General features: G+C 66.0%; 13 protein-coding genes and 2 tRNA genes. 7 read left to right on the forward strand and 8 right to left on the reverse strand.

Translation table 11 applies throughout. The annotated features are described in order from the left end of the window. Positions 1 to 33 precede the first annotated feature (33 nt). The 6 genes from A6A40_RS06660 to A6A40_RS06685 all read right to left on the reverse strand — a co-directional run bounded on the left by A6A40_RS06660 (position 34) and on the right by A6A40_RS06685 (position 7285). A complete protein-coding gene (locus tag A6A40_RS06660) occupies positions 34 to 2682 on the reverse strand; it encodes a valine--tRNA ligase (protein ID WP_174718511.1) in 2649 nt (882 codons plus the stop codon). A 67-nt stretch (positions 2683 to 2749) separates the two neighbouring features. Further along, positions 2750 to 3442, reverse strand: a complete 693-nt coding sequence (locus A6A40_RS06665; RefSeq protein ID WP_108546638.1) for a DUF2497 domain-containing protein — start codon at positions 3440 to 3442, stop codon at positions 2750 to 2752. Positions 3443 to 3538: 96 nt separating this feature from the next. Next, positions 3539 to 4942: a TolC family outer membrane protein gene (locus A6A40_RS06670; protein WP_063634702.1), complete on the reverse strand. Its 1404-nt coding sequence runs from the start codon at positions 4940 to 4942 to the stop codon at positions 3539 to 3541. A gap of 2 nt (positions 4943 to 4944) precedes the next feature. Further along, the gene (locus A6A40_RS06675) at positions 4945 to 5271 is read right to left on the reverse strand and encodes a rhodanese-like domain-containing protein (RefSeq protein ID WP_063634703.1); all 327 of its coding nucleotides are present in this window, start codon (positions 5269 to 5271) and stop codon (positions 4945 to 4947) included. Between the two features lie 102 nt (positions 5272 to 5373). Next, positions 5374 to 6030: a protein-L-isoaspartate O-methyltransferase family protein gene (locus A6A40_RS06680; RefSeq protein WP_063634704.1), complete on the reverse strand. Its 657-nt coding sequence runs from the start codon at positions 6028 to 6030 to the stop codon at positions 5374 to 5376. 127 nt (positions 6031 to 6157) lie between these two features. Beyond that, complete coding sequence (locus A6A40_RS06685) at positions 6158 to 7285, reverse strand: ISAs1 family transposase (RefSeq protein WP_063634705.1); 1128 nt, start codon at positions 7283 to 7285, stop codon at positions 6158 to 6160. 305 nt (positions 7286 to 7590) lie between these two features. Here A6A40_RS06685 and A6A40_RS06690 point away from each other — a divergent pair. From A6A40_RS06690 to A6A40_RS06700, 3 genes are all read left to right on the forward strand, one after another. After that, positions 7591 to 7664 (forward strand) — tRNA-Cys (locus tag A6A40_RS06690). Positions 7665 to 7906: 242 nt separating this feature from the next. Further along, a tRNA-Asn gene (locus A6A40_RS06695) sits at positions 7907 to 7982 on the forward strand. Between the two features lie 264 nt (positions 7983 to 8246). Beyond that, positions 8247 to 8501 (forward strand): hypothetical protein, encoded by a 255-nt coding sequence (locus A6A40_RS06700; RefSeq protein WP_063634706.1) that lies wholly within the window; start codon positions 8247 to 8249, stop codon positions 8499 to 8501. A gap of 8 nt (positions 8502 to 8509) precedes the next feature. On the opposite strand, the gene A6A40_RS06705 is transcribed toward A6A40_RS06700, so the two are convergent. Both A6A40_RS06705 and A6A40_RS06710 read right to left on the reverse strand, forming a co-directional pair. Further along, a complete protein-coding gene (locus A6A40_RS06705; protein ID WP_063634707.1) occupies positions 8510 to 8749 on the reverse strand; it encodes a hypothetical protein in 240 nt (79 codons plus the stop codon). Positions 8750 to 8813: 64 nt separating this feature from the next. Next, positions 8814 to 8993 (reverse strand): hypothetical protein, encoded by a 180-nt coding sequence (locus A6A40_RS06710; protein WP_063634708.1) that lies wholly within the window; start codon positions 8991 to 8993, stop codon positions 8814 to 8816. 216 nt (positions 8994 to 9209) lie between these two features. Here A6A40_RS06710 and A6A40_RS06715 point away from each other — a divergent pair, with 216 nt between their 5' ends. The 4 genes from A6A40_RS06715 to A6A40_RS06730 all read left to right on the forward strand — a co-directional run bounded on the left by A6A40_RS06715 (position 9210) and on the right by A6A40_RS06730 (position 12782). Then, positions 9210 to 10226: a S1C family serine protease gene (locus A6A40_RS06715; RefSeq protein WP_082860747.1), complete on the forward strand. Its 1017-nt coding sequence runs from the start codon at positions 9210 to 9212 to the stop codon at positions 10224 to 10226. A gap of 84 nt (positions 10227 to 10310) precedes the next feature. Next, on the forward strand, positions 10311 to 10919 hold the full coding sequence (locus A6A40_RS06720) for an NUDIX domain-containing protein (RefSeq protein WP_063634709.1): 609 nt from the start codon (positions 10311 to 10313) through the stop codon (positions 10917 to 10919). Between the two features lie 125 nt (positions 10920 to 11044). Continuing rightward, positions 11045 to 12046, forward strand: a complete 1002-nt coding sequence (locus A6A40_RS06725) for a cysteine synthase A (RefSeq protein WP_063634710.1) — start codon at positions 11045 to 11047, stop codon at positions 12044 to 12046. Between the two features lie 28 nt (positions 12047 to 12074). After that, positions 12075 to 12782: an alanyl-tRNA editing protein gene (locus A6A40_RS06730; RefSeq protein ID WP_063634711.1), complete on the forward strand. Its 708-nt coding sequence runs from the start codon at positions 12075 to 12077 to the stop codon at positions 12780 to 12782. The last annotated feature ends 2 nt before the right edge of the window (positions 12783 to 12784 follow it).

Raw genomic sequence — 12784 nt, forward strand, 5'->3', positions numbered from 1 at the left:
GGAGGGGCTTTATTCGTTGCCGCCCGCAGACGATCAGCCGGCCAGCATCTCCAGCGCCTTCTGCAGCTTGTCGCGTGCCTGATCGGCGGCCTCGCGGCGGTCGCGCTGCTCCTCGATCACCTCTTCCGGAGCCTTGGCGACGAACTGCTCGTTCGACAGCTTGGCGTCGATCTTCTTGATCTCGCCGGTCAGCTTGTCGATCTCCTTGGACAGGCGTGCCTTCTCCTTGTCGAGATCGACGATGCCTTCCAGCGGCAGCACCAGCGTGGTCTCGTCCAGCACCGCCTGCACGCTGCTCTTCGGCACGTCGCCCTGCAGCGGCTCGGCACTCGACAGGCGGGCCATGCGCAGGATCAGGTCGCGGTGGGTGTCGAGCCGTTGCAGGCTGACCGCGTTCGGATCCTTCAGCTTCAGCTCGATCTGCGCCGCCGGCGGGACGTTCATCTCCGACCGCATGGAGCGGACCGAGGTGATCAGCCGCACCACCCAATCCATCTCGTCACGCGCGGCCGGATCGACCATGTCGGCGGCGAACTCCGGCCATTCCGCCGAGATCAGGCGGTTGGCACGGGCCGGCGACAGCTGCTCCCACAACTCCTCGGTGATGAAGGGCATCAGCGGGTGCAGGATGTGCAGGATCTGGTCGAGCACCCAGGCGGTCGTCGCCCGAGTCTCGGCCTTTGCCGCCTCGTCCGTGCCGGCCAGGATCGGCTTGGTGAACTCCATGTACCAGTCGCAGAAGGTGCCCCAGGTGAACTGGTAGGCGGCACCGGCGGCCTCGTTGAACTTGTAGGCGTCGATCGACTCGGCGACCTTCTTCGCCGCATCGGCCAGAGCGCCGACGATCCAGCGGTTCACCGTCTGCGTCAGGCCAACCGGCTTGTAGCCGGCGACCGGCTCGCAGCCGTTCATCTGGCAATAGCGAGCGGCGTTCCACAGCTTGGTGGCGAAGTTGCGGTAGCCCTCGACCCGGTTCACCGCCAGCTTGATGTCGCGGCCCTGGGCGGCCATCGCCGACAGGGTGAAGCGCAGCGCATCGGTGCCGTACTGGTCGATGATCTCCAGCGGGTCGATGACGTTGCCCTTCGACTTCGACATCTTCTGCCCCTTCTCGTCGCGGACGAGGGCATGGATGTAGACGGTGCGGAAAGGCACATCCTTCATGAAGTGCAGGCCCATCATCATCATCCGGGCGACCCAGAAGAAGATGATGTCGAAGCCGGTCACCAGCACGTCGGTCGGGTAATAGCGATCCAGCTCCGGCGTCTGGTCAGGCCAGCCGAGAGTCGAGAACGGCCACAGCGCCGATGAGAACCAGGTATCGAGCACGTCTGCATCGCGCGTAAGCTCGACATCCTTGCCATAATGCTTGGTCGCGGCGGCACGCGCCTCCTCCTCCGTCTCCTCGACGAAGAAGGTGCCGTCCGGGCCGTACCAGGCCGGAATCTGATGGCCCCACCAGATCTGGCGGCTGATGCACCAGGGCTGGATGTTGCGCATCCATTCGAAATAGGTGTTTTCCCACTGCTTGGGCACGAACACCGTCTTGCCGGTCTCCACCGCCTCGATGGCCGGCTTGGCCAGCGTCGCGGCGTCGACATACCACTGGTCGGTCAGCCACGGCTCGATGGCGACGCCGGAGCGGTCGCCGTGCGGGACCATGTGGGTGTGCGGCTCGATCTTCTCCAGAAGCTCCAGCGCTTCCAGTTCGGCGACGACCCGCTTGCGCGCCTCGTAACGATCCAGCCCGCGATAGGCCTCGGGAACATTGTCGTTCAGCCGGGCATCGCGGTCCATGATGTTGATCTGCTCGAGCCCGCAACGCTTGCCGACCTCGAAGTCGTTGAAGTCGTGGGCCGGGGTGATCTTCACCGCGCCCGACCCGGTTTCCGGATCGGCATACTCGTCGCCGACGATCGGAATCAGCCGGCCGACCAGCGGCAGGCAGACCATTTTGCCGATCAGGTCCTTGTAGCGCTCATCCTCCGGATGCACCGCGACGCCGGTGTCGCCCAGCATGGTCTCCGGACGGGTGGTGGCGACCACGATGTAGCGCCCCTCCTCCCCGTCGATGGGGTAGCGGAAGTGCCAGAGGTTGCCCTTGATCTCCTTCTGCTCGACCTCGAGGTCGGAGATGGCGGTGTGCAGCTTCGGGTCCCAGTTGACCAGCCGCTTGTCCTTGTAGATCAGCCCCTGACGGTGCAGTTCGACGAACACCTTGCGGACGGCGCGGCTCAGCCCTTCGTCCATGGTGAAACGTTCGCGCGGCCAATCCGGCGAGGCGCCCAGGCGGCGCAGCTGGCGGGTGATGGTGCCGCCCGACTCGGCCTTCCATTCCCACACCTTGTCGATGAAGGCGTCGCGGCCGAAATCGTGGCGGGTCTTGCCCTCCTTCGCCAGATTGCGCTCCACCACCATCTGGGTGGCGATGCCGGCATGGTCGGTGCCCGGCTGCCACAGCGCGTCGCGGCCGCGCATGCGGTTGTAGCGGGTCAGCACGTCCTGAATGGTGAAGGTCAGCGCATGGCCCATGTGCAGGCTGCCGGTGACGTTCGGCGGCGGCATCATGATGGTGTAGGGCTTGCCGTTCCCCTGCGGCTGGGCGGCGAAGGCCCCAGACTCTTCCCACAGGCGGTAGTGCTTCTCCTCGACCTCGGCGGGCCGGTACGTCTTTTCCAACATCACCACGAACTTTCGCTAGGAACGTCTCAACCAGGGCTCAAAGAGGCGGGGTCCAAGAAGGGCAGGATCAGAACTTCTGCGACCGTCTGATCATGCGGTCGATCTCCTGCTGCACCAGCCGCTCGACGACCGTAGGCAGGTTCTCGTCCAGCCACTCCTTCAACAGCGGCTTCAGCAGTTCGCGCACCACCTCCTCCACCGTGCGGATGCCGATGGGCATCGGGCCGATGGACAGGTCGTCGCCCAGCTCGCGCGCCAGATGGGTCAGGTGATGCGAGGCATCCTCCGCCGTCCGGCGGGAGATCAGCCCGTCATCCACCTCCATCGGGCGCCGGCGCGGACGCGGCGGGGGCGGCGGCTCGTCATCCTCGAACTCATCGAAGACCGGCATCGGGCGACGCGCCGGACGCGGCGGCGGCATGGGATCGGGGTCCGGCTCCTCCCAGCGGGGCGGAGGCGGAGGGGCTGGAGGAGGTTCCGGGAAGGCAGGCTCGTCGGGCCAGGGATCGGGGTCCGGCTGACCGAAGTCCGGGCGCTCGTCGGGCTCATCCTCCACCATCTGGGTCAGTTCCAGAACGTCGTCGTCCTCCTCCACCATCGGAGGGGGAGGAGGGGGCGGCGGCGGAGGCGGAGGAGGCGGAGGAGGCGGCGAAGGCGCCTGGGTTTCCGACTTGGCCGGCTCGCCGTCCTCGGAAATGATCCGCCGGATGGAGGCGAGGATTTCCTCCATCGAAGGTTCTTGCTGGCCCTTATCGCTCATCGTGGCAACCCAAGACGTCAATCTGACCCAAACCTAGGGCAGGCCTGACAAAAAAGCCATAATACAAAAACGGCCCGCTTTCGCGGGCCGCTTCGTTCATTCCGTCACCGAAGTTCCGAACCACTTGCCCCGCGTCTTGTCGTAATTCGCCTGCGGGTCGTATTTCTCGACCGGCAGATTGAGCCGGTCGGCCGTCAATTGTCCACTGGCCGACAGAACATTGAAGGCCGCGACCATCTCGTCGTGCTGGGCACGAACCAGGAAGACGCGGGCGTTCAGCAGTTCCTGCTCTTGGTTCAGCACGTCCAGAACGGTGCGCGACCCGACCTGAGCCTCCTGACGGACGCCCTCCAGGGCGATCTGCGCCGCCTTGATCTGCGCCGAGTAGGATTCAATGCTGGCGCGCGCGGTCTGCAGGGACTGCCAGGCGCTGACAGCCGACTCGGTCACCTGACGGCGGGTCTCCTCGATCTGCAGGCGGGCCTGGTTGGCCGTCTGCTTGGCCTCGCGGACCAGCGCTTCCGGCTGTCCTGCCTGATAGAGCGGGATGGTCACCTGGGCGGTGATCTGCGCGCTGTCGGAGCGGTTCACCTCGACGCCGGACGAGCGGCCCGGATCGTAGGTGCGGGTTCCGCTGGCCGACAGATTCACCGACGGCAACAGGCGGCCATACTGCTGATCCACCGCCTCGCGCTGCGCGGCCTCGGTGTAGGAGGCCGACAGGACGTTGGGATTGTTGGCGCGCGCCAACTCGACCAGCTCATCCAGGTTCTTGGGCAGGCGGAAGGACGGCTTGGGAGCCCTCAGTTCGCCGGGGGCCGATCCAACCAGACGCTCATAGGTCGCGCGGGAGGCGCGAAGCGTGCCTTCGGCCGAGATCTTCGACGCAATTGCCGCCGACAGGCGCGACTCGGATTGGCTGACGTCGGTGCGGGTATATTCACCGACGCGGAAGCGGTCGCGGGCGGCGTCCAGCTGGCGGCGAAGCACCTGCTCGTTGTTGGTCTGCAACTGCAGGATGGCCTGGTTCTGGACAATGTCCAGATAGGCCTGGGCGGCGGCGAGCAGCACCGACTGTTCCGACGCGATCAGCGTTGCGCGCTGCGCCTCGACCAGCCGTTCGGCGCGGCGCACGGCAGGGGCGACGGTGGCGTCGTAGACCGGCTGTGTCGCAGTGACTCCAACGCTCTTCGCGTTGGACTCGGATCCCGTCGAACCGCCGTCGAACTTGGAATCGCCCATCGAGCGCGTGATGCCGGCGGTGACCCGCGCTGTCGGCCGGTAACCGGACAACGCCTGAGGCACGCCTTCGTCGACGGCGCGCAGGCGGGCGCGCTGGGCGCCGATCGTCGGGTTGTTCGCATAGGCCTGGGCGAGGGCCTGTTCGAGGGACTGCGCCTGGGCCGTACCACCGCCGGTCACTGCTGTGCCCATGGTGGCGGTCAGGGTCAGGGCCGTCGCCAGCAGCCAGCGGCGCGCAAAACGGCTTCGCACGGTCATGTTCAGTAGACCTTCATGTTCGGGTCGATTCGGCGCGCCCACGCATCGACGCCGCCATCGAGATTGATGGCACGGTCGAAGCCCTTGGAACGCAGCCACATGGTGACCTGCGCGCTGCGCCCACCGTGATGGCACACGACGACGACGTCGCGGTCTTTCGGCAGCTCGTCCACCCGGCCGGGAAGCCCGTTCATCGGAATGTGCAGGCTGCCGTCGATGGCGCACAGCGCGAACTCCCACGGTTCGCGCACGTCGAGGACGACCATCGCATCGCCGGCCTTCCGGCGACGGTCCAGTTCTTCCACCTCGATCTCAAACGGTGCGGCCATGGGTGCTCACTTTCGTGCAAGGATGGCGGCGACGGTAGCGCAGAACCACGCAGAGGTAAACTGCACCGTTCAGTTCAAGACCTATCCAACCGGCAAAACCGGTCAGAACACGAAAGACGCTTTCTTTTCGAAGCCCGGCAGCGCATGCGGCTTGGCTTCGAACAGGATGCGGCTGGACACGATTCCAGCGGTGCGCTGGAACAGCCGGACCTCTCCGACGCTGCCACTGCCCTGAACCACCGCGACGAGGCGCCCGCCTTCGGCCAGCTGTTCGGTCAGCGCGGCCGGCACCTCCGGCACGGTACCTTCGACGACGATGACATCGTAAGGGGCGTTTTGGGCATATCCCTCCGCCAGCGGGCCGGTGACGGCCTTGGCGTTGGCGATGCCCTGCCCGGCCAACGCCGCGGTCGCGGCGGCGGTCAGATCTTCGTCGCAGTCGAGACCGGTCACGGAAGAAGCCAGACGGGCGAGAACCGCGGTGGAATAGCCGCCGGCGGCACCGACGTCGAGTACCCGCTCGGTCTCCTGCACACCGACCGCCTGCAGCATGCGGGCAAACACCATCGGTTCCAGCAGGAAGCGGCCCTTGCCGATGGGAAGATCGTCGTCGACATAAGCGACGCCGCGCGCCGACGGAGGAACGAAGGCTTCGCGGGGAAGCTCCGACAGGACATCGACGAGACGATGATCGGTCACCTTGTTGGGGCGGATCTGTCCCTCGACCATGAAATAGCGTGCGGCGGCGAAATCGGTCATGGCGGTCGCTTATTGATGTGTTGTGACGACACCGGCACCAAGCCGAACAGCGGACGGCTTCCTGCCATGGCGGTATATAGCCGCAAAGGCCGGGCGAACACAACGCCACAGGGCTCCCGGCACAGGGTTATCGCATTTGCCCAAGGATGGATCTGGCGAAGTCGTCGGACCATCCTGAGCGTTTGCGCTTGCGGCGGACGGAGACGTCGGGGCGGGCGCGGTTGAGGACGTTGAGGGCGAGTTTGCGCAGGGTAGCGAGGTTTTCCGGGCCGTGATCCTTGCGGTTTCTGGCGCGGTCCTCGTCGAAGGTAACGTCGAGAACCCAGTGGAGGCCGTTCTCCACCGACCAGTGTGCCCGAGCGGCGTTGAGGTACTCTTCGGCGCCAAGCGGTCGCGAGGCGAGGTGATAGTGGCGGGTGACGGTGGTTTTGCCATTGCGTTCGACGGCGGCCTCGATCATGCCCAGGCAGGCCATGTCGGGGAGCAGAGCCGGTTCCGAGCAAGCCGACTTGGGACCGCGCAGCCAACTCAGGTCATGGCTGACCCAAGCCCGGCGGGTCTCGATACGGCCGTGATCGGCATCGGTGGTTTCGTACGTATTCAATTCGGCCAGCGTCAGCGGATCGGCGAAATAGTCCACCACCATGCCATGCAGGGCGGGGTGGTTGGCCTTGAGCCGCAGAAGGTAGTCGCCCCCTTGGTCGCGAATGATGCGCGCGGTGTCCATTTGGCAATGGATGGCGTCGGCGGTCACCAGCCATCCCGTCAGGTCCATGCATCCCAGCAAGGCCCGCGCCGCCACGATCTCGCTGTCGCCCTCGGCCACCCGGAAGCTCTGCTGGCCCACCACCACGCGCGTGGCCGAGGCGAACGCCGTGACCACTGCCAGCGGGTTGGCGCGCGCCGCGTCGTCGAAGGAGCGGCGTAGCGTCTTGCCGTCGATGGCGAGCACGCCCGCGCCTGCCGTCCCCAACTCGTCCAGAAACCGCCCGAAGCACGCCGCAAAGGCGGCCGGATCGAGAAGCCGGAAGATCCGCGAGAATGTGTCGTGGCTCGGAATCCCGTTCTCCAGACGCAGGAAGTCCCGGAACAAAGCCTCCCGGTCCACCGCAAAATCGGCAAAGTCCGAACAGCTCTCAGCCCCGCAGATCGACGCCGTCAGCGCGATCGTGAGAACCTCCAGGAGGTCGTGCCGCTTGGCATTCCCCGTGCGAGGGTCCGGTAAAGCGGCAAACACCTTGGCGTACCACGACATCGGGGGCTCCTTCTCTGACCAACAGAGCCTCCCTACTGAATCCATTTCAGCTCGCCGCGCTACCCTCTTTTCTCAAATGCGATTCCCCTGGCTCCCGGCAATGGACCGGGCCGGAGTTTGCCGGAGACCGGAAAACCGGACCTGGAACGGCCGCATCGGGAGCTCCGCAAGGACGGGTCAGTGCGGGACATGAAAGGATGTTCAAAAAACGTCACCATTCGCCTTGACCGCTCCGTTCCGTGCCGCTATACCACCGCTCCACACCGAGGGCGCACCGGAGACGGCGCGCCGGTGCCGGTCAGGATGGCGCGGTGGCAGAGTGGTGATGCAGCGGACTGCAAATCCGTGTACGTGGGTTCGATTCCCGCCCGTGCCTCCATACCTGACAGTTTCACGATACATCGGCGCATCAGCGACCAAAGCTCCAGACGATGGTCAGACCACAGCCCCGCTCCGGCGGGGCTTTTTGCGTTTTGGCCTTGTTTTCGCTGGTGAAATGCCCTTTCGCCCTCCTCCAAAAATAATTGCACCTTTCTGTCGGAATTGGCTTGGCAGGGCCGAATGGTTCGGCTATACACCCGCCACGCCAACAACGGCGGCTGCCGAAAGGCCGGTCACCGATCCCGGTTAGCTCAGTTGGTAGAGCAGCGGACTGTTAATCCGCTTGTCGCTGGTTCGAGTCCAGCACCGGGAGCCAGATCGAAAAGGCCGGATGCCCAGCGCATCCGGCCTTTTTTCTTTACCGGCTATTGGTGCTTGACTGTGGCCCTTCAGCACCCGAATTCGGTTTAAAGCGGCCGGGCTAGGTCCGACGGCTGTCCGCTCTACTCAGAACTAGACCCAAAAGACGATCCAGACTTGCCGGAAGCGAAATGCCGCGCAACGCCGCACGGCGTTAGACTTGGAAACAATTCCGGACCTAAGTCGTGGGCCGGGCGTCTCCAGACGATGGAGGTTCGCCGTGCTTCTGCCATTCCAGTCCGAACGCTTCCGCACCGCACCGCCGGTCGACGGACCCGGCCATCGGCGGTCCCCCGCCACCGGCGACCAACCGGTCCGGACCACCGATTGCGTCACTGCCATCCTGCTGTTCGTCGCGGCAGTGCTGCTGGCCCTTCTGGCCTTCAGCGGCGATTGGCACGGAACGGCGACCGACAGCAGGCCGCAGGCCTACGAGAACACGCCGGTCCTGGTCATCCCGCCCCATCCAAGGTGACGCTCGGGCTATTCGACCAGATCGTCGTAGATGGTCCCGTCGGGATCGGAGGAATCGGCGCCGGCTGCGACGGCGACCCGTTTCCACTCCCCGCACCAGTCGGTGGACAGGGTGATGGGGAAATCGCCTTCGGGGCTCCGCGGGGTCACCACCGGCGGATAGCGCCGGCAGGTCCCCTTCGGCCCGCGCTGGCGGAGCCCCTGCCCCTCCCAGAAGCGGCAGGTGTAGCAGGTGTCGAGTCGCTTCATCGCGGACCGGTCTCCTTCTCATGGCTGCCCGCCCCTGTCGTCGCACTCGCCGCAATCCCTCCCCTCAGCCGATGGAGGGCGGCTTTCCCGGCCGGAGCGTGTTGGCGCACCTGGCGTAATACGCCTTGATGTCCGCGTCCAGGACGCTTCGGCGGCGTCCCTCCTCCGACTCGTCCGGCGCGTCGCTCAGACGCTGGAACTCCTGCACCGCCCGTTCCAGGTCCTGATCGCTGTCGATGGGCATCGTATCGCCTTTCCGTATGGTTTTCGCATCGCATAGGACAACAGCTGGTGGCTCCGGTATGTTTCCGCGCCTTCTGCCGGGCTCAAGACGAATGACGGCTTGATGAGTGGCGACTCGCACGCAATGTCATGACAGTGTCACCCGAGTCGCGACGGACAGGGCCGCGCGACGGCGGGGGTGCCTTCTGGCCCTGCCATTGCGCGGGAGTGCGGCGTCATGCGGGTCGCTTCAACATTGGTCGCGCCGCGCTGGGCGGCCGGCTTCCTCTTTCTTGCCGTCGCGCTGGCCTTCGGCCCGGCCCCGGCGGCCGAGCCGGAGCAGCTGGACCCGGAGCGCGTCGTCCGTTCCGTCGTCGGCATCCGCGCGGTCGTGCCGCCCGACAGCCAGAGCGCCCGCAGCCTGGGAACGGAGCGCGAAGGCAGCGGTGTCGTCATCGATGGCTCCGGTTTGATCCTGACCATCGGCTACACGGTGATGGAGGCCTCGCAGATCCAGGTCACCGCAGCCGACGGGCGCAGCTATCCCGCCAACATGATCGCCTACGATCCCGTCAGCGGCTTCGGCCTGCTGCGGGCCGAGCTGGGATTCCAGGCACCCTGGCTGCGGCTGGCCGATTCGTCGGCGGTGAAGGAAGGCGACACGCTACTGGCGCTGAGTGGCGGCGACGGCCGCGGTGCCGCCGCCGTGAAACTGGTCAGCAAGCGGGAGTTCGCCGGCTATTGGGAATATCTGCTGGACGAGGCTCTGTTCACCTTCCCGCCGATCCGCGCGTTCAACGGCGCCGCCCTGGTGAACCGCGAAGGCCGGCTGGTCGGCATCGGGTCGCTGCTGGTGATGGAGGCGATGGAGGGACGCGGCCTTCCCGGCAACATGTTCGTCCCCATCTCGGCCCTGGAACCGATCCTGGCCGACCTGCTCGCCTACGGGCAGCGGCAGGAGCCGGCGCGACCCTGGCTTGGCGTCACTCTGCGGGAGGAGATGGGCCGGCTGATGGTGGAGAAGGTATCGCCGCGCAGCCCGGCCGAATCGGCAGGATTGCGCCCAGGCGATTGGATCGTCGGAGTCGGCGGTCAGCGTTTCGCCGGACTGGCCGACTTCTACCGCAAGCTCTGGGGCCTGGGGCCGGCGGGGGTGGTCGTCCCGCTGGACGTGATGCGCGGCGCCACCCTGACGCCGGTGCCGGTGCCGTCGGCCGACCGCGTGCGGTTCCTGCGGCTGAACCCGACGCTGTGACGGCCACTCCCGGCCGCGCACTTGTCGGCGCCCTCCATGCGGTGCACCCTGCCGGCATCAGCCAGCCATGGGACCGCGCCGACCATGAATCACCCCGATATCGAAATCCTCGACAGGAAGACGCCTTACAAGGGCTTTCTCACCATCGACGTCTACCGCCTGCGCCACAAGAAGTTCGACGGGACATGGACCGACGTGCTGCCGCCGCGCGAGGTCTGCGACCGTGGCGAGGCCGTGGGCGTCCTGCTGTACGACCCGGACCGCGACACCGTCGTGATGATCGAGCAGTTCCGCGTCGGCTCCGCCGCGGCGGGCGGCCCAGCCTGGATGACCGAGATCGTCGCCGGCATGGTCGGCGACGGCGAGACGCCGGAAGAGGTGGCACGCCGCGAATCGCTGGAGGAGGCCGGCTGCGAAATCCGGGAGATCGAGCGGATCTGTGACTATTACGTCAGCCCCGGCGCCTTCACCGAACTGGTCACCGTCTTCTGCGGCCGGGTCGACAGCCGCAATCTCGCTGCAACCGGCGGGCTGGAGGAGGAGCATGAGGACATCCGCATCATGACCCTGCCCGCGGATGAGGCGATCCGCATGATGGACGAGAACCGGCTGCGCAACTCCGTCGCCATCATCGCCATCGGCTGGTTGGCCCGCCACCGCGATTCGCTGCGCGAACGCTGGCTGGAATCCTGAAACCGCTCAAGTTTTCACATTCTACATCCGTTCAATGCAGCATTTCACACCGCTACCTTGAATCCGCGGGCCGCAGCCCTGATAGTATCGGCTGCAATCCACATCTGACCTTGGGAGTACCCGCCTTGGATATCCGCAACGGCTTCATCGGCGCCATCGGCAATACGCCGCTGATTCGCCTGGATGGCCCATCGAAGGCGACGGGCTGCGAGATCCTGGGCAAGGCGGAGTTCCTGAATCCGGGTGGATCGGTGAAGGACCGCGCCGCGCTCGCCATCGTCCGCGATGCCGAACAGCGTGGTCTGCTGCGCCCCGGCGGCACCATCGTCGAGGGCACTGCGGGCAACACCGGCATCGGCCTGGCCCTTGTCGGCAACGCGCTGGGCTATCGCACCGTCATCGTGATGCCGGAGACGCAGAGCCAGGAAAAGAAGGACATGCTGCGGCTGATCGGCGCCGACCTGCGCCTGGTTCCGGCAGTCCCCTATTCCAACCCCGACAATTACGTCCGCTATTCCGGCCGGCTGGCCGAGGAACTGGCGAAGACCGAACCGAATGGCGTCGTCTGGGCCAACCAGTTCGACAACACCGCCAACCGCGAAGGCCACCGCACCACCACCGGCCCGGAGATCTGGGAGCAGACCGGCGGCCGGATCGACGCCTTCACCTGCGCGGTGGGCAGCGGCGGCACGCTGGCCGGCATCGCACTGGCACTGAAGGAGCGGAACCCGAACATCCGCATCACGCTGGCCGACCCGATGGGTGCCGCCCTGTTCAGCTACTACACCAAGGGCGAGCTGAAGTCGGAAGGCAGTTCCATCACGGAAGGCATCGGCCAGGGCCGCATCACCGCCAACCTGGAAGACGCACCGATCGACGACGCGGTGCAGATCCCCGATGAAGAGGCGCTGCCGATCGTCTTCGACCTGATCAAGACCCAGGGGCTGGTGCTGGGTGGATCGTCGGGCATCAACATCGCCGCGGCGATGCGGGTGGCGCGAGACCTCGGCCCCGGACACACCGTGGTGACCATCCTGTGCGACGGGGGTCAGCGTTACCAATCGAAGCTCTTCAATCCGGACTTCCTCCGTGAGAAGAATCTTCCGGTGCCAGACTGGCTGGCCTGATTCTTTCCAAGGGAGCCCCAGGGGAGACATGGACGCGCTTTTCCGCGAGGACGCCTACGCCCGCAGCTGCGTCGCCACCGTCACGGCGGTGGATGAGCGCGGCATCCGGCTCGACCGCACCGTCTTCTACCCGACCGGCGGCGGCCAGCCGGGCGACAGCGGAACCCTGCGCTTCGACGGGCTGGAAGTCCGCATCCGGGACACGGTGAAGGGCGATGGCGGCCCCGACGACGTCATCCATGTGCCGGAGGACGGACAGGAGCTGCCTGCCACCGGCACAGCTGTGGAGGCGGTGATCGATTGGGACCGCCGTTACCGCCACATGCGGATGCACACTGCGTTGCACCTGCTGTGCGCGGTCGTTCCTGGGTCGGTCACCGGCGGTCAGATCGGTGCGGACAAGAGCCGGCTCGATTTCAACGTCCCGGCCGAATCGCTGGACAAGGACGCCATCGCCGAGGCGGTGAACAGGCTGATCGCCGCCGACACGCCCGTCGGCACCCAATGGATCACCGACGAGGAAATGGCGGCGAAGCCGGAACTGGTGCGGACCATGTCGGTGAAGCCGCCGACCGGCAGCGGCCGGGTGCGCCTGCTGAGCGTGGAGGGCGTCGATCTGCAGCCTTGCGGGGGCACCCATGTCGCCCATACCGGCGAGATCGGCGGAATCGAGGTGACGAAGATCGAAAACAAGGGCAAGCAGAACCGGCGCGTCATCATCGCGCTGAAGGACTGATC

The sequence above is a fragment of the Azospirillum humicireducens genome, assembly GCF_001639105.2.
GTDB lineage: Bacteria > Pseudomonadota > Alphaproteobacteria > Azospirillales > Azospirillaceae > Azospirillum > Azospirillum humicireducens.

What these genes read in the sequence shown, in the direction of transcription:
- A6A40_RS06660 (WP_174718511.1), bottom strand. Translation starts at nt 2,682, where the DNA reads ATGTTGGAAAAGACGTACCGGCCCGCCGAGGTCGAGGAGAAGCACTAC.
- A6A40_RS06665 (WP_108546638.1), bottom strand. Translation starts at nt 3,442, where the DNA reads ATGAGCGATAAGGGCCAGCAAGAACCTTCGATGGAGGAAATCCTCGCC.
- A6A40_RS06670 (WP_063634702.1), bottom strand. Translation starts at nt 4,942, where the DNA reads ATGACCGTGCGAAGCCGTTTTGCGCGCCGCTGGCTGCTGGCGACGGCC.
- A6A40_RS06675 (WP_063634703.1), bottom strand. Translation starts at nt 5,271, where the DNA reads ATGGCCGCACCGTTTGAGATCGAGGTGGAAGAACTGGACCGTCGCCGG.
- A6A40_RS06680 (WP_063634704.1), bottom strand. Translation starts at nt 6,030, where the DNA reads ATGACCGATTTCGCCGCCGCACGCTATTTCATGGTCGAGGGACAGATC.
- A6A40_RS06685 (WP_063634705.1), bottom strand. Translation starts at nt 7,285, where the DNA reads ATGTCGTGGTACGCCAAGGTGTTTGCCGCTTTACCGGACCCTCGCACG.
- A6A40_RS06705 (WP_063634707.1), bottom strand. Translation starts at nt 8,749, where the DNA reads ATGAAGCGACTCGACACCTGCTACACCTGCCGCTTCTGGGAGGGGCAG.
- A6A40_RS06710 (WP_063634708.1), bottom strand. Translation starts at nt 8,993, where the DNA reads ATGCCCATCGACAGCGATCAGGACCTGGAACGGGCGGTGCAGGAGTTC.
- A6A40_RS06715 (WP_082860747.1), top strand. Translation starts at nt 9,210, where the DNA reads ATGCGGGTCGCTTCAACATTGGTCGCGCCGCGCTGGGCGGCCGGCTTC.
- A6A40_RS06720 (WP_063634709.1), top strand. Translation starts at nt 10,311, where the DNA reads ATGAATCACCCCGATATCGAAATCCTCGACAGGAAGACGCCTTACAAG.
- A6A40_RS06730 (WP_063634711.1), top strand. Translation starts at nt 12,075, where the DNA reads ATGGACGCGCTTTTCCGCGAGGACGCCTACGCCCGCAGCTGCGTCGCC.